This is a genomic window from Bordetella avium, from assembly GCF_034424645.1.
In the GTDB taxonomy this organism is placed as follows: domain Bacteria; phylum Pseudomonadota; class Gammaproteobacteria; order Burkholderiales; family Burkholderiaceae_B; genus Bordetella; species Bordetella avium.
In genome coordinates, this window is record NZ_CP139969.1 from 661496 (window position 1) to 680594 (window position 19099).

14 protein-coding genes and 2 pseudogenes are annotated in these 19099 nt (G+C 61.6%); 9 read left to right on the forward strand and 7 right to left on the reverse strand.

Going from position 1 to position 19099, the window contains the following annotated elements:
- Positions 1–5: 5 nt before the first annotated feature.
- Genes U0029_RS03080 through U0029_RS17235 form a run of 3 tightly spaced genes read right to left on the reverse strand, consistent with a single transcriptional unit; the run spans position 6 to position 3992 of the window.
- Entirely contained in the window at positions 6–638 is a 633-nt protein-coding gene (locus tag U0029_RS03080) for an aminotransferase class IV family protein (protein WP_114852693.1), read from the reverse strand.
- A gap of 7 nt (positions 639–645) precedes the next feature.
- Entirely contained in the window at positions 646–1791 is a 1146-nt protein-coding gene (locus U0029_RS03085) for an aminodeoxychorismate synthase component I (RefSeq protein ID WP_012418451.1), read from the reverse strand.
- A gap of 5 nt (positions 1792–1796) precedes the next feature.
- Entirely contained in the window at positions 1797–3992 is a 2196-nt protein-coding gene (locus U0029_RS17235) for an excinuclease ABC subunit UvrA (RefSeq protein WP_370510836.1), read from the reverse strand.
- On the opposite strand from U0029_RS17235, the pseudogene U0029_RS17240 reads away from it, so the two are divergent.
- A pseudogene (locus U0029_RS17240) lies at positions 3882–4337 on the forward strand (hypothetical protein); the annotation flags it as partial. The gene U0029_RS17235 and the pseudogene U0029_RS17240 overlap by 111 nt on opposite strands.
- 309 nt (positions 4338–4646) lie before the next feature.
- Here the strand turns inward: U0029_RS17240 and uvrA are convergent.
- Positions 4647–7499: pseudogene (uvrA, locus tag U0029_RS17245) on the reverse strand (excinuclease ABC subunit UvrA); the annotation flags it as partial.
- 528 nt (positions 7500–8027) lie between these two features.
- Between uvrA and U0029_RS03095 the strand changes: the two are divergent.
- A complete protein-coding gene (locus U0029_RS03095) occupies positions 8028–8156 on the forward strand; it encodes a hypothetical protein (RefSeq protein ID WP_256682143.1) in 129 nt (42 codons plus the stop codon).
- A gap of 125 nt (positions 8157–8281) precedes the next feature.
- Here U0029_RS03095 and U0029_RS03100 read toward each other — a convergent pair whose 3' ends face one another.
- On the reverse strand, positions 8282–9217 hold the full coding sequence (locus U0029_RS03100) for a LysR family transcriptional regulator (protein ID WP_012418448.1): 936 nt from the start codon (positions 9215–9217) through the stop codon (positions 8282–8284).
- A 202-nt stretch (positions 9218–9419) separates the two neighbouring features.
- Between U0029_RS03100 and U0029_RS03105 the strand changes: the two genes are divergently transcribed.
- From U0029_RS03105 to U0029_RS03130, 6 genes are all read left to right on the forward strand, one after another.
- Complete coding sequence (locus U0029_RS03105; RefSeq protein WP_012418447.1) at positions 9420–10358, forward strand: glycosyltransferase family 2 protein; 939 nt, start codon at positions 9420–9422, stop codon at positions 10356–10358.
- Between the two features lie 247 nt (positions 10359–10605).
- Entirely contained in the window at positions 10606–12177 is a 1572-nt protein-coding gene (locus tag U0029_RS03110) for an ABC transporter substrate-binding protein (protein WP_012418446.1), read from the forward strand.
- Positions 12178–12243: 66 nt separating this feature from the next.
- Entirely contained in the window at positions 12244–13233 is a 990-nt protein-coding gene (locus tag U0029_RS03115; RefSeq protein ID WP_012418445.1) for an ABC transporter permease, read from the forward strand.
- The gene (locus U0029_RS03120) at positions 13233–14147 is read left to right on the forward strand and encodes an ABC transporter permease (RefSeq protein ID WP_012418444.1); all 915 of its coding nucleotides are present in this window, start codon (positions 13233–13235) and stop codon (positions 14145–14147) included. Before U0029_RS03115 ends, U0029_RS03120 begins: the two co-directional genes overlap by 1 nt.
- Before the next feature lie 7 nt (positions 14148–14154).
- Complete coding sequence (locus tag U0029_RS03125; RefSeq protein WP_012418443.1) at positions 14155–15129, forward strand: ABC transporter ATP-binding protein; 975 nt, start codon at positions 14155–14157, stop codon at positions 15127–15129.
- Positions 15126–16121, forward strand: a complete 996-nt coding sequence (locus U0029_RS03130) for an ABC transporter ATP-binding protein (protein WP_114852695.1) — start codon at positions 15126–15128, stop codon at positions 16119–16121. Before U0029_RS03125 ends, U0029_RS03130 begins: the two co-directional genes overlap by 4 nt.
- An 8-nt stretch (positions 16122–16129) precedes the next feature.
- Here U0029_RS03130 and U0029_RS03135 read toward each other — a convergent pair whose 3' ends face one another.
- The gene (locus U0029_RS03135) at positions 16130–16618 is read right to left on the reverse strand and encodes a hypothetical protein (RefSeq protein WP_012418441.1); all 489 of its coding nucleotides are present in this window, start codon (positions 16616–16618) and stop codon (positions 16130–16132) included.
- A gap of 127 nt (positions 16619–16745) precedes the next feature.
- Here U0029_RS03135 and U0029_RS03140 point away from each other — a divergent pair, with 127 nt between their 5' ends.
- Positions 16746–17633 carry a DMT family transporter gene (locus U0029_RS03140; protein ID WP_241560819.1) on the forward strand — a complete coding sequence of 296 codons (888 nt, stop codon included), beginning with the start codon at positions 16746–16748 and terminating at the stop codon, positions 17631–17633.
- An 11-nt stretch (positions 17634–17644) separates the two neighbouring features.
- Here U0029_RS03140 and U0029_RS03145 read toward each other — a convergent pair whose 3' ends face one another.
- The gene (locus tag U0029_RS03145; RefSeq protein ID WP_012418439.1) at positions 17645–19045 is read right to left on the reverse strand and encodes a glutamate decarboxylase; all 1401 of its coding nucleotides are present in this window, start codon (positions 19043–19045) and stop codon (positions 17645–17647) included.
- Positions 19046–19099: the final 54 nt, after the last annotated feature.

A 19099-nucleotide genomic window follows, 5' to 3' on the forward strand; every position in this document is an offset into this window, starting at 1 on the left:
GGGGTTCAGTAATCGTGCAGCGTGACGTCGATCCAGCCGCGCAGCGCGTTTGACAGGCGGATGGCCTGGGCATCTCGCAAATCCCTGACTTCGAGCACTTGCTCGCGGACCTCGCCCGCTTCCAGCAGGGCGGCGCGCTGCACGCCGGCCAGCAGGCCGCACTCCACGGGCGGGGTGTACCACTGGCCATCCAATTGCAGATAGATATTGCTGCGGCTGCCTTCGCAGAGCTGACCCTTCTCGTTGAGAAAAATCATGTCGAAAATCTGCGGGTGACCGGGCAGCCAGTCGCTGGCCTTGGCATACCACGGGCGGTAAGTGGATTTGTAGCGCAGCAGCGGCTCCTTGGAATTCAGTGTTTCTGGCGCCAGCAGAATTTCCTGCACCATAGGCAGCGGCGGCAGGACTGCCGTCTGGATGCTGCATTGGCCACTGCGGTCCAGCAGCAGTCGCAAGCGCTGCGGCTGCATGCCGGGCAAGGCTTGCACGGTGGACATGATCGTGGTTTCGATGGCTGCTTCGTCGCAGCGGTAGCCCAGCGCCAGCGCCGAGGCCGCCAGCCGGGTCAGATGCCGGCCTAGCAAAGGCGTTTCGCGTTGGGCGGTGACGAGTATGGTTTCGATCAGCTCGGGGGCCATGACGATCCTAGGTGGAGGAGGGCTGGCCCAGAATACGGGCCTTCCATTGGCATTCCTGCCACTCTAGCGCGGGATCGGAGTCATGGACAATCCCGCCGCCGGTGTTGTAGATGCCTTGCCCATATTCGTTCAGCACCAACGTGCGAATGGCCACGTTGAGGGAGAAGTCGCCGTCGGGCGCAAGCCAGCCGATGCTACCGCAGTACAGTCCGCGCGGTGCGATCTCAAGCTGCCTGATGCGCCGCATGGCGGCGATTTTGGGTGCGCCGGTAATTGAACCGCAGGGGAATAGGGCCTGCATGACTTCGGGCAGGCTGGCCTTGGGCGCCTGTGCGCTGACGGTCGAGGTCATGGTCCAGACCGAAGGGTAGCGCTCCAGAGAAAACAGGGCGTCGACCTTGACTGTGCCCGTCAGCGCCAGGCGGCCCAGGTCGTTGCGCAGCAGGTCCACGATCATGAGGTTTTCGGCGCGGTTCTTGGCGCTGCTCAGCAGCTCGCGACCCAGGCGCTCGTCTTCCTGCGGGTCTGTGGCGCGCGGCGCCGTGCCCTTCATCGGCCGGGTGATGAGGCGCTCGCCCTGGCGGGCGACAAACAGCTCCGGCGAGAAAGACAGAATCGTGCGTTGGCCGTCGCGTATAAACGCGCCATGCGCTACCGGATGGCGCTGGGCGATGGCGCGATAGAGCGCCGCAGGATCGCCTTCGATCCGCACATCGAGTGGTTGGGTGTAATTGACCTGATAGAACTCACCGGCAGCGATACCGGCGCGGATGCGTTCGATGCGGTCGGCATAGTCCGTCTGGGTCTGGCGGGGGGTGACGCTGACCACGCGGGCGCGGGCGTCCTGCGGCCCGGCAGGCCAGGGGGCGCCCAGATCGCAGTGTTCAAAGACGAGTGCGGTCAGGCGCGGTGGGAGGTCGGTGCGCGGCGCCGGGTTGATGCCGTCGGGGGGGGCGCCCAGGGCTTCGGGCAGCAGCCATTCGCCTAGCTCGTAGTCCAGCAGCAGGGCGACCCAGTGGCCAGCGCGGCGAGCGGCTTCGATGGCCGCCCAGGCCTGGGGCAGATCTTGCGGCTGCCTCGCCTGGATGCGCGCGAGTTGTCCTGACAGGCGGCGCGACCGTCCGGCCAGACGGTCTTCAAACCAGCAATCCATGTTCGCTATTGTTGGAGGAACTCGGCAAGCACCCGCCCCGTATGAGAGCGGTCGCGCAGGCTCATGACATGTTCCGGAGAGCCCTCGGCCACCAATTGGCCGCCGCCTGTACCGCCTTCCGGACCGAGGTCTAGCAGCCAATCGGCTTCGGCGATCACATCGAGATTATGCTCGATCACGACAACGGTGTTGCCGGCTTCTACCAGACGATGCAGCACATGGATGAGCTTTTCGACGTCGGCCATCGACAGACCCACCGTGGGTTCGTCCAGCACGTAGAGCGTGTGCGGGATGCGCGAGGCGCGCCCGGTCTTGATGACCCCATCTGTCAGACGAGCCTTGGCCAGTTCAGTCACGAGCTTGATACGCTGCGCTTCGCCGCCTGACAGCGTGGGCGAGGGCTGGCCCAGCGTCAGATAGCCCAGGCCCACGTCCTGCATCAGTTGCAGGGGGCGGTGGATCTTGGGGTGGGCGGCAAAATAGGACAGCGCATCATCGACCTCCAGCGACAACACCTCGCCCGCGTTCTTGTCGCGCATTTGCACGCTGAGCGTATCGGCATTGAAGCGCGCGCCATTGCAGGCGTCGCAAGGCACTTTGACATCCGGCAGGAAGCTCATTTCGATGGTGCGCATCCCCTGGCCTTCGCAGATCGGGCAGCGGCCGTCGCCGGTATTGAAGGAGAAGCGAGCGGCGCCCCAGCCGCGCATGCGGGCCTCGCGGGTATCGGCAAACTGTTTGCGCACATCGTCCCAGAAACCCACATAGGTGGCGGGGCAGGAGCGCGGGGTTTTGCCGATGGGGGTCTGATCTACCTCCAGCACGCGGTCGATGGCTTCCCAGCCCTCGATGCGGGCGCAGCCCACCCATTGCTCAGCCTTGTGGGCCGATACGACACGGCTTAGGTTATCCAGCAGCACCTCGCGCGCCAGCGTGGACTTGCCCGAACCCGACACCCCGGTGACTACCGTCAGGCGGCCCACCGGGATGCTGGCATTGACGTTGCCCAGATTGTGCAGATGCGCAGCCTTGATGTGCAGCATGGGCGTGTCGGGATCGATCGGACGGCGCCCCTGCAAGGGATGCGCCAGGGGCTGGGCCAGATAGCGGCCGGTCAGGGATTCGGGCGCATCGATCAGGGCCTGGGCATTCCCTTGGGCGACGACGCGACCGCCCCGGATGCCGGCGCCGGGTCCGATATCGATGATGTGCGAGGCGCGGCGTATCGTGTCTTCGTCGTGTTCGACGACGACCAGGGTGTTGCCATTGCCTTCTAGCCGCGCCAACGCATCGAGCAGAATGCGGTTGTCACGCGGGTGCAGGCCGATGGTCGGCTCGTCCAGCACATAGCACACGCCTTGCAGGTTCGAACCCAGTTGGGCCGCCAGGCGGATACGCTGCGCCTCGCCGCCCGATAAGGTGGGGGCGGCGCGGTCTAGCGCCAGATAGTTCAGGCCGACCTCTTGCATGAAGTCCAGGCGGCCGCGGATTTCGGCCAGGATGTCGCGCGCGATTTCTGCTTCGCGCCCGCGCATGACCAGCCCCGTGAAGAAACTGTGGGCCTGCGCAACCGGCATGGAAGCAAGGTTGGCAATGGATCGTTCGCGCCAGCGCACCGCCAGCGCCACGCGGTTCAGGCGCTGGCCGTCACAGATGCTGCAAACATGGGTTTCACCTTCATAGGCCGCATTCCAGGCGCTTTCCTCGCCGCTTTGTTCTGCGTCAAAGCCCTGCAATTGCACACCGGTGCCGAAGCAGCCCGTGCACCAACCATGTTTGGAGTTATAGGAGAACAGGCGCGGATCGGGTTCGGGGAAGCTGATGCCGCAAGAGGGGCAGGCCCGTTTGACCGAGAAATGCTGCTGTTGCGGCCGATGGTTCAGACCGGCCTCGCGGCGCATGGGTGTGTCGCCTTCGGCGCCCGGCGTCAGATCCCACAGAATGCTCATCGCACCCTGGCCATGCTCTAGCGCGCTCTTGACGGCATTGCGCAGTTCAGCCTCATTGGCCGGGTCGATCACCAGATCGGCCACCGGCAATTCAATCGTGTGTTCTTTATAGCGGTCCAGGCGCGGCCAGGGGCTGACGGGTATGAACTCGCCATCCACCCGCAAATGCGTATAGCCCTTGCCGCCGGCCCATTTCGCCAGATCGGTGTAATACCCTTTGCGTGCGGTCACCAGCGGCGCCAACAGACCCAGATGACGCCCGCGGTGCTCACGCATCAGGCGCGCGACGATTTGATCGGTGTTTTGCGGCTCGACCGGCACCTGACAGTCGGGGCAATATTGCGTACCCAGCTTGACGTAGAGCAGGCGCAGGAAGTGATGAATTTCCGTCATGGTGGCGACGGTGGATTTGCGCCCGCCCCGGCTGGTGCGCTGCTCGATGGCCACTGTGGGCGGAATACCGAAAATGGCGTCCACGTCCGGCTTGCCCGCCGGCTGCACGATGGCGCGGGCATAGGCATTGAGCGATTCCAGGTAGCGGCGCTGGCCTTCGTTGAACAGGATATCGAAGGCCAGGGTGGATTTCCCCGAGCCTGACACGCCAGTGATCACCGTGAAGGTATCGCGAGGGATTTCCACGCTGACGTTCTTCAGGTTGTGTTCGCGGGCATTGCGGATCTCGATGGTCTGGGCCTGTTGGCGGCGTTGACGCATGAGCGATTGCAGCGGCGTGCCGCTTTCGTAGCTCGTAACCGGCTCCGCCAGCGTGGGTAGGGCATGGACCGGCAAGATGCTGGCCTCATATTCGCGTAGCGCCTGGCCGGTATGCGAACGCGGGTTGTCCATCAGATCTTGGGGCGTGCCGACACCGACCAGTTCACCGCCCGCATCGCCGCCGTCCGGTCCCAGATCGATCAGCCAGTCTGCGGCGCGGATCACATCCAGATTGTGTTCGATGACCAGCAGCGTATGACCGGCCGCCAGCAGCTTGCGGAAGGCGCGCATCAAACGCGCCACATCATCGAAATGCAGGCCCGTGGTCGGTTCATCAAACAAAAACAGGCTGCCCTTTTTGGCGACCTTGGCGGTCGAGATGCCGCTGCGCGCGGCTTCGGCCAGGTGGCCCGCGAGCTTCAGGCGCTGCGCTTCGCCGCCAGACAGGGTGGGCACAGGCTGGCCCAGGCGAACGTATTCCAGGCCGACGTCGCCCAGCGGTGCGAGCCCGGTCTGCACATCGCGCAGACCACGGAAAAACTCCAGCGCCTCGCTGACCGTCATTTCCAGCACTTCATCGATCGAGGCGCTGTTGCCCAGATGTTCGACACGGACTTCCAGCACCTCCGGCCGGAAACGCTTGCCATCGCAATCCGGGCAACGCAGATAGACGTCGGACAGGAATTGCATCTCGACGTGTTCAAAACCCGTGCCGCCGCAGGTCGGGCAGCGGCCGTCGCCGCTGTTGAAACTGAAGGTGCCGGCGGTGTAGCCGCGCTCTTTGGAAAGCGGCGCCTGCGCGAACAGTTTGCGGATCGCATCGAAGGCGCCCACATAGCTGGCCGGGTTGGAGCGGGCAGTTTTGCCGATCGGGGTTTGATCGACCATGACGACGTCGGCAATCTGTTCGGCGCCGAGCAGGCGGTCGAACGCGCCAGGCGCCTCCGAAGGCTTGCCCTGCTGCTTGAGCAGGGCAGGGTAAAGCACATCCTGCACCAGCGTCGATTTGCCGGAACCGGACACGCCAGTCACGCAGACCAGACGGCCCAGCGGCAGTTCGATCGAGACGTTTTTCAGATTGTGCGCGCGCACGCCTTCGAGCAGCAGGCGCGGCGTATTGGCGGCCACCGGCATGGGGCGCGGCGCTTCGACATGACGCCGTCCGCCCAGATAATCGCCTGTCAGCGTCGGCGCGGCACGCAGTTGTTCCGGTGTGCCGTCGAAAACGATATTGCCGCCGCGCTCGCCCGGTCCGGGGCCGATATCGATCACACGGTCTGCCGCCACCATGACTTGCGGATCATGTTCGACAACAACGAGTGTGTTGCCCGCATTGCGCAGGCGATGCATGACCTCGACTACGCGATGCATATCCCGCGGGTGCAGGCCGATTGAGGGCTCGTCCAAGACAAATAGTGTATTGACGAGCGACGTGCCCAGGGCGGTCGTGAGATTGATGCGCTGGACTTCTCCCCCCGAGAGGGTACGGCTCTGGCGGTCCAACGTGAGATAACCCAGCCCGACATCGCACAGGAATCTCAGGCGCGCGCGGGCCTCGGTCAACAGCAGATCCGAGGCGGCATCCATCGCGCCCTGGAAGGTGATGTCGTCGAAGAAGCGGCGCACCCGTTCGATAGGCAGCAGCATCACATCATGGATGGACAAACCGTCCAGGCTGTCGAGCTGTTCACGTGTCCAGCTCGCGCCCGCCGGCATGAAGCGCTGATAGCGCTCATCGCCCGGCGGCAGCACGGCGTCGGCTTCGGCCTTGCTGCCCAGACGCCATAGCAGGGAGTCGGGTTTCAGGCGGGCGCCGTGGCAAGTCGGGCAGGAGGTGTAGCTGCGGTATTTGGAGAGCAGCACGCGCACGTGCATTTTGTAGGCCCGGCTTTCCAGCCAGGCAAAAAATCGGTGCACGCCGTACCACTGGTTCTGCCAGGCGGACTCGGGGCCTTTCCAGTCAGGCGTGCCGTTGAGCACCCAGTCGCGCTGCGCCTGGCTCATGGCCTTCCAGGGCACCGAGATCGGAATGCCGGCGCGGGCGGCGTACTTCATCATGTCATCCTGACACTCCTTGAAGGAGGGGGTCTGCCAGGGTTTGATGGCGCCTTCCTTGAGTGTCTTGTTCTCGTCCGGGATGACCAGTCCGAGGTCGATGCCGATCACGCGGCCAAAACCGCGGCAGGCTTCGCATGCGCCCAGGGGCGAATTGAAAGAGAAGCTGCTGGGTTGCACATCGCTGTACTCGATATCGCAATCGGCGCAATGCAGGCGGTCGCTGTATTTCCACACGGCGGCATCGCCGCCTTCGTCGTCCAGGACATACACCGCCAGATGGCCCGCGCCCATGCGTAACGCCGTGTCCAGCGCTTCCATCACGCGCTCGCGTTCGGCATTGCTGAAACGCAGGCGATCCTGCACCACATGCAGCCTGCGCCGCGCGCCGTCGGCTGCCTTGCTCTTGGCCTTGGCCTTGACCGGCATGGCGCTGTCTTCGCGGTGTACCCGCGTATATCCCTGGCCTTCCAGAAACCCCTTGACCTCTTCCTCGCTGAAATTGGCCGGCACGGAGATGGGGAAGGTAATCACCAGGCGCGGATCGCCCGCGGCGGCGGAGCGCTCAGCCAGCGAATGAAACACCGATTCCGGGCTGTCGCGCCACACGCGTTTGCCGCAACCGCGGCAATAGAGATGCGAGCCGCGCGCGAACAGCAGTTTGAGATGGTCATTCAGCTCGGTCATCGTGCCAACCGTACTGCGTGAGCTGCGCACCGGGTTGGTCTGGTCGATGGCGATGGCCGGCAGAATGCCCTCGATGCGGTCAACCTGGGGTTTGTCCATGCGATCCAGGAACTGGCGCGCATAGGGCGAGAAGGTCTCGACATAGCGGCGCTGGCCTTCAGCATAAAGCGTGTCAAACGCCAGCGAGCTCTTACCCGAACCGGACACGCCGGTCACAACGACCAGTTCGCCGGTGTTGATGGTGAGGTCGAGATTCTTGAGATTGTTCTGGCGGGCGCCAACGATGCGGATATGGGAGCTCATGAGGCGTAATCGTAGCCGGTGTGGGAGGGCAATTCCGGGGTAAAGGCAAGGCGGGCAAGAGGGAATAGTCGCCTACAGTGTGAACGCAATGCCTATATTGCGGGCATTATGGCGTGCTGTATAGATAAACAGTACACCAAATTTATGACGTCATCGCAAATGCCCAGGCCTGCGGCGGGGATGGCTGGCTTCGCCTGCGAGCAGATATGACGGTGCTTGCGGGAACGGCGGCGTTCGCCGAGTTCATGACCGTGCTGCATGCGAAAACGGGGACAATCTGGTTGGCGCAGGTTTGTCTAAGGGGTGGGTTTACGGCTAGAATGCCAAGTTACCTAGATTTTCATTGCCTGCCGTTTTTGGCTTTCGTTTAAAAGAAAGCGGCACGATCAGGCATGGCAAACCACACAAGGGTTGTGGTGGCAGGGCGGTTACGTGGGGGCTGGGGCTTAACCGGCTTTTAGCGTCTTGAATCTCCTGAGTCTGAAGCCCTTGATGTTATCAACCCTTTTTTTACTGGAGATTTTCATCATGGCCGAACGCAAGCGCGTGCGTCGTAACACCCTGGAACGCCGTTGCCTGGGCAAGTCGTTCAAGCGTCTTTTCGTCAATGCTCCCAAGGGCATTTTCAAGATGCTGGAAAAGATCAAGCGCGTGTAAGCCGCGCAACCGTTCTGTCATTCAGAGCAGTTGGAAAAAGCTCCCTCTGGGAGCTTTTTTTACGTTTGGCGGTATGGGTAGGGCATCGGCCAGAGCCGCTACAAGAGGGTCTTGGGCCGAAGCCATTAGCGCGACGGCGCGCTGCCGGCAGGCCCTAGCAGCGGTCGGATATAGTCCATGAAGGCGCGCGTCTTGGCCGGCAGGATTTGCTGCGGAAAATGGCCGAAGATGGAGATCGGATTCACCTGCCAGTCTGGCAGCACCCGTTTGAGCGCATGCTGTTCGATGACGGCATCTAGCGCCTGGCAGTAAGGCAGTCGGGCGATACCCATGCCTAGACCCGACAATGAACCCATGACGCTGATGTTGTTACCCGCCAGGTGGCCGCTGACGGGGATGCGCTCGGTCTGCGTGCCCTGGGTCAGGGTCCAGGAGGAGTGCGCCTCATCGATGGCGGTGCGCAGACATTGATGCTGGCTCAGATCGGCCGGCGTCTTGGGCATGCCATATCGTTCCAGATACTCGCAGGAGGCGTAGAGATAACCCTCCAGGCGGATGATCTCGTCCACCAGCGGCGAGTTGTCATCGGTGAGTTCCTGGCTGTCACAGCCAAAGCGCAACATGATGTCGAAGGGGTCGCCGTGGGAGTCTGCTATCGATTTCAGATTGAGATCGAACTCGCATTCCAGATCCGGGTAGGCGTCCATGAAGGCGCGCAGCGAGTTGGGCAAGAGCCAGATGGCCAGGCTGTAAGGCATGGAAATGCTCAACCGGCCCTTGGGTTTGCTCGAGAGAGAGCGCAACTGCTCTTGTGCCAGCCGCGCCTCGTCGATGAGGCCCTGGCAGCGGCGCAGATAAATAGAGCCGGCATCGGTGAGCTCTAGCCGCCGCGTATTGCGGTTGATCAGGCGCAGGCCGATGGCGCGTTCGAGCTGGCTGATGCGCCGCGAAAGGGTCGATGTCGGCATGTGCAAAGCCTTGGCCGCCAGGCTGAAACTTTTGCGCTTGGCGACTTCGACAAACAGGGCGATGTCGTTGAGCTGGACGGGGTTCGGTTCCATGATGTGCAGCCGGGGGATGAATGGGCGGACTGGCGCGGGCAAAGTGTACCGTGCTCGGACTCAGCGGGAGTTTGGCGCCGGGTGATATAGTCGGCCTCTAAATGGAATTTCCGGGCGGGGGTATTTCTCTCCGATACCTTACAGGACGTCCTGTCTTGCAGGCGGAGTGCGGCATAGTCAGCGAACCAAGTAGCCAATACGCATGAATCATCCAGCCCCTTTCCGATTTACGGTACTCACCTCGACCTATAATCGGTCTGAGACCCTGCCCCGCGTCTATCGCTCGCTTCAGGCGCAAACCTGGCGTGATTTCGAATGGCTGATCGTCGACGACGGCTCAACCGACGCTACGCGTCAGATCGTCATGCAATGGCAGGCCGACGCAGCATTTCCGATCCGCTACCTCTGGCAGGAAAACCAGCACAAGAAAACGGCCTTCAACCTTGGCGTGCGTGAGGCCCGGGGCGAGTTCATCGTGGCGTTGGACAGCGATGACGAGCTGACGCCCAGCGCGCTGTCGGTATTTGATCGGGCCTGGCGTGATATTCCCGAGGCGCAGCGCGCAGGCTTTGTCGCCATCACCGGGCTGTGCGCGCGCCCCGACGGCAGCATTGTTGGCGATCGTTTTCCCGCAGACATCTTCGATAGCTCGGCTGTCGACATGTATTTTCGCGAGCGGGTCGGCGGCGAGAAGTTCGGCTGCATGCGCACCGATGTGCTGCGGCGCTTTCCCTTTCCCGAGGATATCGCCGGCTTTGTGCCGGAAAGTCTGGTCTGGTGGGCCATCGCCCGGGCGGGCTATCGCAGCCGTTTCATCAATCAAGTGGTTCGGCGCTATCACGAGTCTCCTAGCAGTCTGAGCAGCGAGGGCCTGTCGCTGGGCAGCAACGCCGAGGGTCTGTATCTTCTGGCCTGGGATATGCTGCAACACCATGCGGCCGAGTTGCGTTTTCGGCCTCGTGACATGTTCATGGCGGCGGCCCGCTACACCCGGTTTCGCTTGTTATTGCAGCGTTCGGGTCGAGAGGCGATCCTCGCGCGATACCGTCTCACCCATCCTGCCGGTCGTCTGCTGGCGCTTTGCATGTGGCTGCCGGGCTATTTGCTTCATCTGCGGGATCGGCGCCGGGTTGCCGCATAAGGTCTTAGGCGCGAACGCTGCAGGCCAGCTTATCGCTTATCCCAGAGCTTTATTTATTTCAAGCATCAAATATCAAATTCATCTGAGGGAATGTCCTCAACCCCCTTACAAATGAATATGTATATAGTCGAGGAAACTGACAATTTGTCAGATACTTGTCAGTCATCGGCAAAAACCCTCAATTGACGCGCGGTTCTGCGCTGCGGCAATATCCCGCCGGTTATTCAGATTACAGTCAGGAGCAACTATGCGCCGCACTCTGGTCGCGTTGGCTATCGCCGCCGCAATCGCACTGCCCACCGCCTCGCAAGCCAAAACCTTTCGCTGGGCGGCACAGGGAGACATCCTCACGTTCGATCCGCACTCCCAAAACGAGGGCATGACTATCGCCGCCAATAGCTACGTCTATGAGCCATTGGTGGATTACGACAAGGATTTCAAGGTGGTGCCGCGCCTGGCGACCGAATGGGAACAGGTTTCGCCCACGCTGTACCGCTTCAAGCTGCGCCAGGGCGTGAAATTCCACGACGGTGCGCCGTTTACTGCCGATGACGCCGTGTTCTCCATCCACCGCGCGATGGCCCCCACGTCGAACTACAAGGCTTACACCACCGGCATCAAGGAAGCGCGCAAGATCGACGATCACACCATCGAGATCGAAACCACCGCGCCCAATCCGGTGTTGCTGCGGCAATTGCCCAACGTGTTCATCATGAACAAGGCCTGGGCGGAAAAGAACAACGTCGTCAAGCCACAGGATTACGCCGCCAAGGAAGAAACCTTTGCCGCGCGCAATACCAATGGCACCGGCCCTTACAAGTTGAAGTCGCGCGAAGTTGACGTTCGCACCACCTTCGAAGAAAACCCCGACTGGTGGAACAAGAAAGACAAGGTCGGCAACGTCACCGACATCGTCTTCACCCCGATCAAACAGAATGCCACCCGCACGGCTGCGCTGCTCTCCGGCGAGCTGGATTTCGTGCTCGATCCGGCGGCCCAGGATCTGGACCGTCTGCGTCAGCAGGCCAAGGTGGTCGAAGGCAACGAGTACCGCACGATTTACATCGGCTACGACCAGAAGCGTCCCGAGCTGCTGTACTCCAGCATCAAGGGCAAGAATCCCATGCAGGATGCCCGTGTGCGCGAAGCGCTTTATCGCGCCATCGATGTCGATGCCATCAAGCGCGCCGTGATGCGTGGTCTGTCGGCCCCGACGGGCACCATGATCGCGCCTCAGGTGCATGGCTGGACCGAAGACCTGCATAAGCGCGTGCCCTATGATCCCGAGAAGGCCCGCGCCCTCCTGAAGGAAGCCGGCTACGACGGCACGCTCAATTTCACCCTGGACTGCCCGAATAACCGCTATATCAACGACGAGGCGATCTGCCAGGCGGTGGTCGGCATGTGGGCCAAGGTCGGCGTCAAGGCCTCGCTGAACGCCATGCCGCGCGCCACCTATTTCCCCAAGGTCCAGAACCGCGACACCAGCGTCTATCTGTTCGGCTGGGGCGTGCCGACCTTTGATGCCATGTACACCCTACAAAACCTCATCCGCACCAAGGGTGAGGGGGCTGATGGCATGTACAACCTGGGCGACTACAGCAACAAGGAAGTCGATACCATCATCGACCGCATCAAGACCGAAACCGATGTCGCCAAGCGCGACGCCGATATTCACAAGGCGCTGGAAATCCACGCCAAGGATTTCGGCCATATTCCGCTGCATGACCAGGTCATCCCCTGGGCCATGCGCAAGAATGTCGACGCGGTTCACCGCGCAGACAACCGCTTGGTAGCTGACTGGGTCAAGATCAACTGATCTTCCGGTTCTTGATTTACGCGCGGCGGCTCGCCCATGGGCCGCCGTGCTCTGTAGTGAGCTGCCATGTTTGCATTTATTATCCGACGGCTGTTGCAGGCCGTGGCGGTGATGGCCACTGTCGCACTGCTGGCCTTTGTGCTGTTTCAGTACGTGGGCGACCCTGTCACCATCATGCTGGGGCAGGATGCCACTGATGCCGAGCGCACCGAGCTGCGGCAAAAATTGGGTCTCGACGACCCGCCTCCCGTGCAGTTTGTCCGCTTCGTCGGCAATGCGTTGCAGGGTGATTTCGGTATTTCCCTGCGCCAGAACGAGCCCGTTTCCAGTCTGATAAAAAGCCGCTTGCCTGCAACGCTGGAGCTTTCTTTCGTTGCGGCTTTGCTCGCCTTGCTGATCGGCCTGCCCTTGGGGGTGTATACCGCCCTGCGCCGCAAGGGTTTTGTCGCCCAGATGGTTTTGGCGGGTTCTTTGCTTGGCGTATCGCTGCCCACCTTCCTGATCGGCATCCTGCTGATTCTGGTGTTTTCGGTGCAACTGGGCTGGCTGCCCAGTTATGGACGGGGAGAGACGGTCAGCCTGGGCTGGTGGACCACGGGTTTCCTGACAGCCAGCGGCTGGAAACATCTTATCCTGCCCTCGATCACGCTGTCCCTGTTCCAGATGACCCTGGTGTTGCGTCTGGTGCGTTCCGAGATGCTGGAGGTGCTGCGTACGGATTACATCAAGTTCGCCAAGGCCCGAGGCCTCAAGCGCCGCGCCATTCATTTCGGCCATGCGCTCAAAAACACCATGGTCCCGGTTATCACCATCACCGGCTTGCAACTGGGCGGCATCATCGCTTTTGCCATCGTGACCGAAACCGTGTTCCAGTGGCCGGGCATGGGTCTGCTGTTCATTCAGGCCGTGCAGTATGCCGATGTGCCTGTCATGGCGGCCTATCTCTGTCTGATCGCCCTGATTTTCGTAGTGATCAATCTGGTGGTTGATCTTTTGTATTTCGTGGTGGATCCGCGCCTGCGTTCCGGATTGACGCGCCAAGGAGGGGGACACTAATGCAAGCCACACTCAAACGCTGGTGGGACAGCGATCTATGCTGGTCCTGGCGTCACACGCCTGTCGCCATCGTCGCCAGCATCATTCTGGCGCTCATGCTGGTGGGTTCGCTGGGCGCCGGCTGGGTTGCTCCGCACAATCCCTTTGACCTCACCACGGTCGAACTGCTGGATGCCTTGCAGCCGCCGGCCTGGAGCGAACACGGGCAGGCTAAATACCTGTTGGGAACCGACAGCCAGGGTCGTGATCTGTACTCCGCGATTCTCTATGGCACCCGGGTGTCCTTGCTGATCGGTCTGGCTTCCGTTGCGCTGTCCATGCTGATCGGCATCGTGCTCGGCCTGATTTCGGGCTATGTCGGCGGACGGGTCGATGCGCTCATCATGCGCGTGGCCGATGTGCAGCTGTCTTTTCCTGCCATCCTGATCGCGCTGCTGATCGACGGCGTGGCCCGTGCGGCCGTGCCTCGCGATCTGCACGAGATCATCGCCTTCCCGGTGCTGGTCGGGGCCATTGCTCTGGCCGGTTGGCCGCAGTATGCCCGCACGGTGCGCGGTTCGACCCTGGTCGAGAAAAACCGCGAATATGTGCAGGCTGCGCGGGTGATCGGCGTATCCTCGCCTGTCATCATGTTCCGTCATGTGCTGCCCAACGTAACCGGTCCGGTGCTGGTGCTGGCGACTGTGCATCTGGCCACGGCCATTATTACCGAGGCCACCTTGTCCTTTCTCGGCGTGGGCGTGCCGCCTACGGCGCCGTCACTGGGCACGCTGATCCGTATCGGCAATGACTTCCTGTTTTCGGGTGAATGGTGGATCACCATCTTCCCCGGCGCCGCGCTGGTGCTGTTGGTGCTGTCAGTCAATCTGGTGGGCGACTGGCTGCGTGATGCGCTCAACCCGCGGCTGAATTGAGGTAACCATGAGCGCATTGTTGCAAGTGAACAATCTGTCGGTGGAGTTTCCGACGCGGCGTGGCGTTCTGAAGGCGCTGGATGATGTTTCATTTTCCATCTCTCCCGGTGAAGTACTGGGCGTGGTGGGGGAGTCAGGCGCTGGTAAGTCCCTGACGGGTGCGGCCATCATCGGCCTGCTGGAGCCGCCCGGACGCATCAGCGGCGGCGAGATCCTGCTCGAAGGCCGCCGTATCGACAATCTGCCTGAAGAGCAGATGCGGCGGGTGCGCGGGCGCGAGATCGGTGCGGTCTTTCAAGATCCGCTGACCTCGCTCAACCCGCTGTATACCGTTGGCCGTCAATTAGTCGAAACCATTCTGACCCATCTGCCGATGACGCCTCGCCAGGCGCGTGAGCGCGCCATCGAGCTGTTGGCGGCCACGGGCATACCTGCGGCCCGTGAGCGTATCGACCACTACCCGCATCAGTTTTCGGGCGGCATGCGCCAGCGTGTCGTGATCGCGCTGGCCCTGGCGGCTGAACCCAAGCTGGTCGTGGCCGATGAGCCGACCACGGCGCTGGATGTGTCGATCCAGGCGCAGATCATCGAGCTGCTGAAAAAGCTCTGCCGTGAGCAGGGGGCGGCGGTCATGCTCATCACGCACGATATGGGCGTGATTGCGGAGACCGCCGACCGGGTGGCCGTGATGTACGCCGGTCGCCTGGCCGAGATCGGCCCTGTCGCCGATGTCATTCATCGGCCCAGCCATCCCTACACAGTGGGTTTGATGGGGTCCATCCCCACGCTGGATGGCAGCAACCAACGTCTGGTGCAGATTGACGGCAGCATGCCGCGGCTGAATGCCATTCCGGCCGGTTGCGCCTTCAATCCGCGTTGCGAACGCAAACTGGAGCGTTGTACTCGAGATCGTCCTGAGTTGATGTCGGCAGGCACATCGCGTGCAGCCTGTTGGTTGTTGAATGAAGAGGTGGCGGCATGAGCGACGCGCTGGTGAAAGTAAACGATGCGGCGCGCTGGTTCGATGTGTCGCAGCCCTGGCTGGAGCGTGTCCTGTCGCGCAAACCGCGTGTCATGCTGCGCGCCGTCGATGGTGTGTCGTTCGAGATCGCGCGCGGTGAAACCTTGGCGCTGGTCGGCGAGTCCGGCTGCGGAAAATCAACCGTGGCGCGTATGCTGGTCGGGCTTTATGGCCTAACCCGGGGTGACATTCGTTTCGATGGCCAGCCGCTCTCGCGCATGGAGGAGCGCGGCGGCAAGGCCTTGCGCAGCCGTTTGCAAATGATTTTCCAGGATCCCTATGCTAGCCTGAATCCGCGTTGGCGCGTGGGCCGCATCATTGCCGAGCCCATGCTGACACACACCTCCATGACTGCCGCCGAACGTACGCAGCGCGTGTCGGAACTGCTGGCTCAGGTGGGTCTGGATCCGGCCGACCAGAATCGCTATCCGCATCAGTTCTCGGGCGGGCAGCGGCAGCGTATTTCCATAGCCCGCGCATTGGCGGTGCGGCCGGAGTTTCTGGTGTGCGATGAGCCGACCTCGGCGCTGGATGTATCGGTGCAGGCCCAGGTGCTCAATCTGATGAAAGACCTCCAGCGAGAGCTGGGCCTGACCTATCTTTTCATCTCGCACAATCTGGCGGTGGTCCACCATGTCGCCGATCGGGTCGGTGTCATGTATCTGGGCCGTATCGTCGAGGTGGCGGGGCGCGATGCCTTGTTCCACCGCCCGCGCCATCCATACACCCGCATGTTGCTGGAGGCGATTCCGGACCTCAATGGTACGGGCAAATCACGCACCGCCGTGGCCGGCGAGGTTCCCAATCCGCTCAACCCGCCTTCGGGATGTACTTTCCATCCTCGCTGCCCGCACGCCAACGAGCGGTGCAAGCGCGAGTCGCCGCTGTCTTTGCCGGCCGGCGAGGGTGTGATGGTCGCCTGCCATGCAGTCGAGGAAGGCCGCCTGGACTGAGTCGGTGTTCAGTGGCGATGGTGGTGATGGTCGTGGTGGTCCTCATCTTCCTCATCGTCATCATCGCTGATGTCGTCGGCGGTTTCGTTGAGGTCAAAAGGCAGCACATCGGATAGGGTGTCAGACCAGGCGCATTCTTCACCGTCCTGATCGAGCTTGATGAAGCGCTCGCCCTCGACCAGCGAAAGCTGGATGGCCCAGAGGTATAGGCAATCGTAGGCCTGGCTGGCGGTGTCGGGCAGCCCACCCCGGCCGCCCAGGATGCGCGCACCCTGGCCGCCCATTTGCACATGCGGGCGCTTATCGCCTTCTTCGGCATCGTCGTCCAGCGCAACGCCGAAGGCCACCCACTCCATGCCTTCCTCGCTCTGGGCGACCTCGGCCAGCACGGGCTGGCCCAGATAGGCGCTCAGCGCGTCGGCGGTCTTGGCTAGCATGTCGAGTTCAGTCTCGCTGAAACGGCTCAGTGCGGCGGGTGCAGTGGTGGAGGCGGGCATGTCGAAACCTGCAAAAGATGGCAAGGCCTCTATTGTCGCGCTTTCCCGCAGCGATGGCAGGGGAGATCCGGTGGCAAGGGGAGCGGCACGATACTATTCCCCGGTTTCTCCCTTGTCAGGCGTCATCATGTCCCCCGTTTCACCCCGTTACATGGCCTTCCCGGTATTGGCCGTACTCATTTGGTCTATCAATATGGTGGTGACCAAAATGGCCGCCGGGGTGATTTCACCGGCGGTCATTGGTTTTTATCGTTGGGTGATCGCGCTGGCTTTATTGGCGCCTTTTGTCGCTCCCGGTTTGCGGCGCGAATGGTCGCAGATACGCCGTCATCTGTGGCAATTGGCGGTGCTGGGCGCTTTGGGTATGGCAGTGTTTCAAGGCTTTTCCTATGTCGCTGCCGCGACGACGACAGCCACCAATATGGGCATCATCGCTTCGACCGTACCCCTGATGACGATTGCGGTAGGCGCTCTGTTGCTGCGCGAGCGGCCAACGCTGATGGCGGTGCTGGGCGCGCTGCTGGCCCTGTTTGGTTTGAGCATTCTGATTGGCGAGGGTGATCCGGCGCGTCTGCTGGAGGTGGGCGGCAGCCTGGGCGACGGCCTGATGGCGCTGGCGGCGCTCTCTTATGCCCTATATGGCGTGTTGCTGCGCAAATGGCGCCTACCGATCGGCGTCTGGCAATCGCTGTTCATGCAGGCGGCCTTTGCTTTGCTGTATCACTTACCCTTTTTTCTGTGGTCCTCTCCATCGCCGCTCAATCTGCAAAACCTGCCTCTGGTGCTGTACGCGGGTATTTTCCCGTCCTTGTTTGCTCCCTATCTGTGGATGCAGGGCGTGCGCTATCTAGGACCCAACCGGGCCAGTATCTTTTTGAATCTCATGCCGGTGTGTACCGTGATTATTGCGGCGCTCACGCTCGGCGAACATCCGCATAGCTACCATGTTGTCGGGGGGTTGTTAGCCCTAGCCGGCGTCAGTATTGCCCAATTTCGACCCCGCGCGGCAGCCTGAGCCGCGGGCCTTTAATGGTGGAAGGCATTGGCCGGCTTGTCGGCCGTGCTGGTCGTGATGGTGTGTGTGCGGAAATATGCCATCGCACGCTTGAAGTCATCAATCAGCAGGCTGGCCAGATCACGGCTGACACCGTGCCGCACCAGGATGCGCTGGATGACAAGGTCTTGGCGGTTGGCGGGCAGAGAGTAGGCGGGGACCTGCCAGCCGCGTGTGCGCAGACGGTCTGCCATGTCATAGAGCGTGAAGCCCGGGTCTTTCTGGCCATCTTTGATTTTCCAGCATAAGCCGGGAATGCCATGGGCCGGATTGCCATCCACCAAAATTTCGAAAGGGCCGAGCGCGGCAATTTCGCGGGCGAGATACTGCGCAGTGTCGTAGCAGGCGTTCTGGATGCTTTGATAGCCCTCGCGGCCCAGACGCAGAAAGTTGTAGTACTGGGCCACGATCTGGCCGCCCGGACGCGAGAAGTTCAACGCGAAGGTCGGCATGTTGCCGCCCAGGTAGTTCACATTGAAGATCAGGTCTTCGGGCAGGTGCTTGGCGTCGCGCCATATGACCCAGCCTACGCCCAGCGGGGCGAGCCCGAATTTATGTCCTGATGCATTGATCGACACTACGCGCGGCAAGCGGAAATCCCACACCAGGTCGGGCGCGCAGAAAGGGGCGAGAAATGCCCCGCTTGCGCCATCGATATGCATCGGAATATCAAGGCCTGTTTCTTGTTGCAGGCGATCAAGGGCCTGGTGCACCGCAGTGACCGGCTCGTATTGGCAGGTGTAGGTGACACCCAGAGTGGGCACGACGCCTATTGTGTTTTCATCAGCGCGCTTGAGCACTTCTTCGGGGCTCATGATGAGCCGACCGTGCTCCATGGGTATTTCGCGCAGTTCGACATCGAAATAGCGTGCGAATTTATGCCAGCAGATCTGCACCGGGCCGCAAATGAGATTGGGCTGATCACTGGGTTTCCCGGCGGCTTTGCGCCTGCCGCGCCAGGCCCACTTCATGGCCAGTCCGCCCAGCATTGCGGCTTCCGATGAGCCGATGGTGGAGCAGCCGGTGGGATTTTCAGCCTCGGGCGCGTTCCAGAGGTCGGCCAGCATATGTACACAACGCGCTTCCAGCTCCGCCGTCTGCGGATATTCATCTTTGTCGATCATGTTTTTGTCGATCGACTCATCCATGAGTCTGTGCGTTTCGGCATCCAGCCATGTCTGACAAAACGTGGCCAGATTCTGGCGTGAATTGCCGTCTAGCATCAGCTCGTCATGAACGGCCTGGTAAGCGTGTTGTGCGGTTTGTTGTGTGACCGGGAAGCGGTGTCTGGGCAGCGGCGCCGCGAGGTCGTCGGAAGCGAAGACATCATCCAGCAGGGCGGTGCGCAGAGAGTGCTTTGCGTGCAATGGCATTAGCTATTCCTTATTCCTCAACGCGAAATGATCAAACCCAGACGGCTCGCAGGC

Bases quoted from the DNA above. Each gene is read 5' to 3' on its own strand.
- U0029_RS03100 (WP_012418448.1), bottom strand. From the start codon at position 9,217: ATGGAACCGAACCCCGTCCAGCTCAACGACATCGCCCTGTTTGTCGAA.
- U0029_RS03105 (WP_012418447.1), top strand. From the start codon at position 9,420: ATGAATCATCCAGCCCCTTTCCGATTTACGGTACTCACCTCGACCTAT.
- U0029_RS03145 (WP_012418439.1), bottom strand. From the start codon at position 19,045: ATGCCATTGCACGCAAAGCACTCTCTGCGCACCGCCCTGCTGGATGAT.
- U0029_RS03095 (WP_256682143.1), top strand. From the start codon at position 8,028: ATGGCCGAACGCAAGCGCGTGCGTCGTAACACCCTGGAACGCCGTTGC.
- U0029_RS03140 (WP_241560819.1), top strand. From the start codon at position 16,746: ATGTCCCCCGTTTCACCCCGTTACATGGCCTTCCCGGTATTGGCCGTA.
- U0029_RS03125 (WP_012418443.1), top strand. From the start codon at position 14,155: ATGAGCGCATTGTTGCAAGTGAACAATCTGTCGGTGGAGTTTCCGACG.
- U0029_RS03135 (WP_012418441.1), bottom strand. From the start codon at position 16,618: ATGCCCGCCTCCACCACTGCACCCGCCGCACTGAGCCGTTTCAGCGAG.
- U0029_RS03115 (WP_012418445.1), top strand. From the start codon at position 12,244: ATGTTTGCATTTATTATCCGACGGCTGTTGCAGGCCGTGGCGGTGATG.
- U0029_RS03120 (WP_012418444.1), top strand. From the start codon at position 13,233: ATGCAAGCCACACTCAAACGCTGGTGGGACAGCGATCTATGCTGGTCC.
- U0029_RS03130 (WP_114852695.1), top strand. From the start codon at position 15,126: ATGAGCGACGCGCTGGTGAAAGTAAACGATGCGGCGCGCTGGTTCGAT.
- U0029_RS03085 (WP_012418451.1), bottom strand. From the start codon at position 1,791: ATGGATTGCTGGTTTGAAGACCGTCTGGCCGGACGGTCGCGCCGCCTG.
- U0029_RS03110 (WP_012418446.1), top strand. From the start codon at position 10,606: ATGCGCCGCACTCTGGTCGCGTTGGCTATCGCCGCCGCAATCGCACTG.
- U0029_RS03080 (WP_114852693.1), bottom strand. From the start codon at position 638: ATGGCCCCCGAGCTGATCGAAACCATACTCGTCACCGCCCAACGCGAA.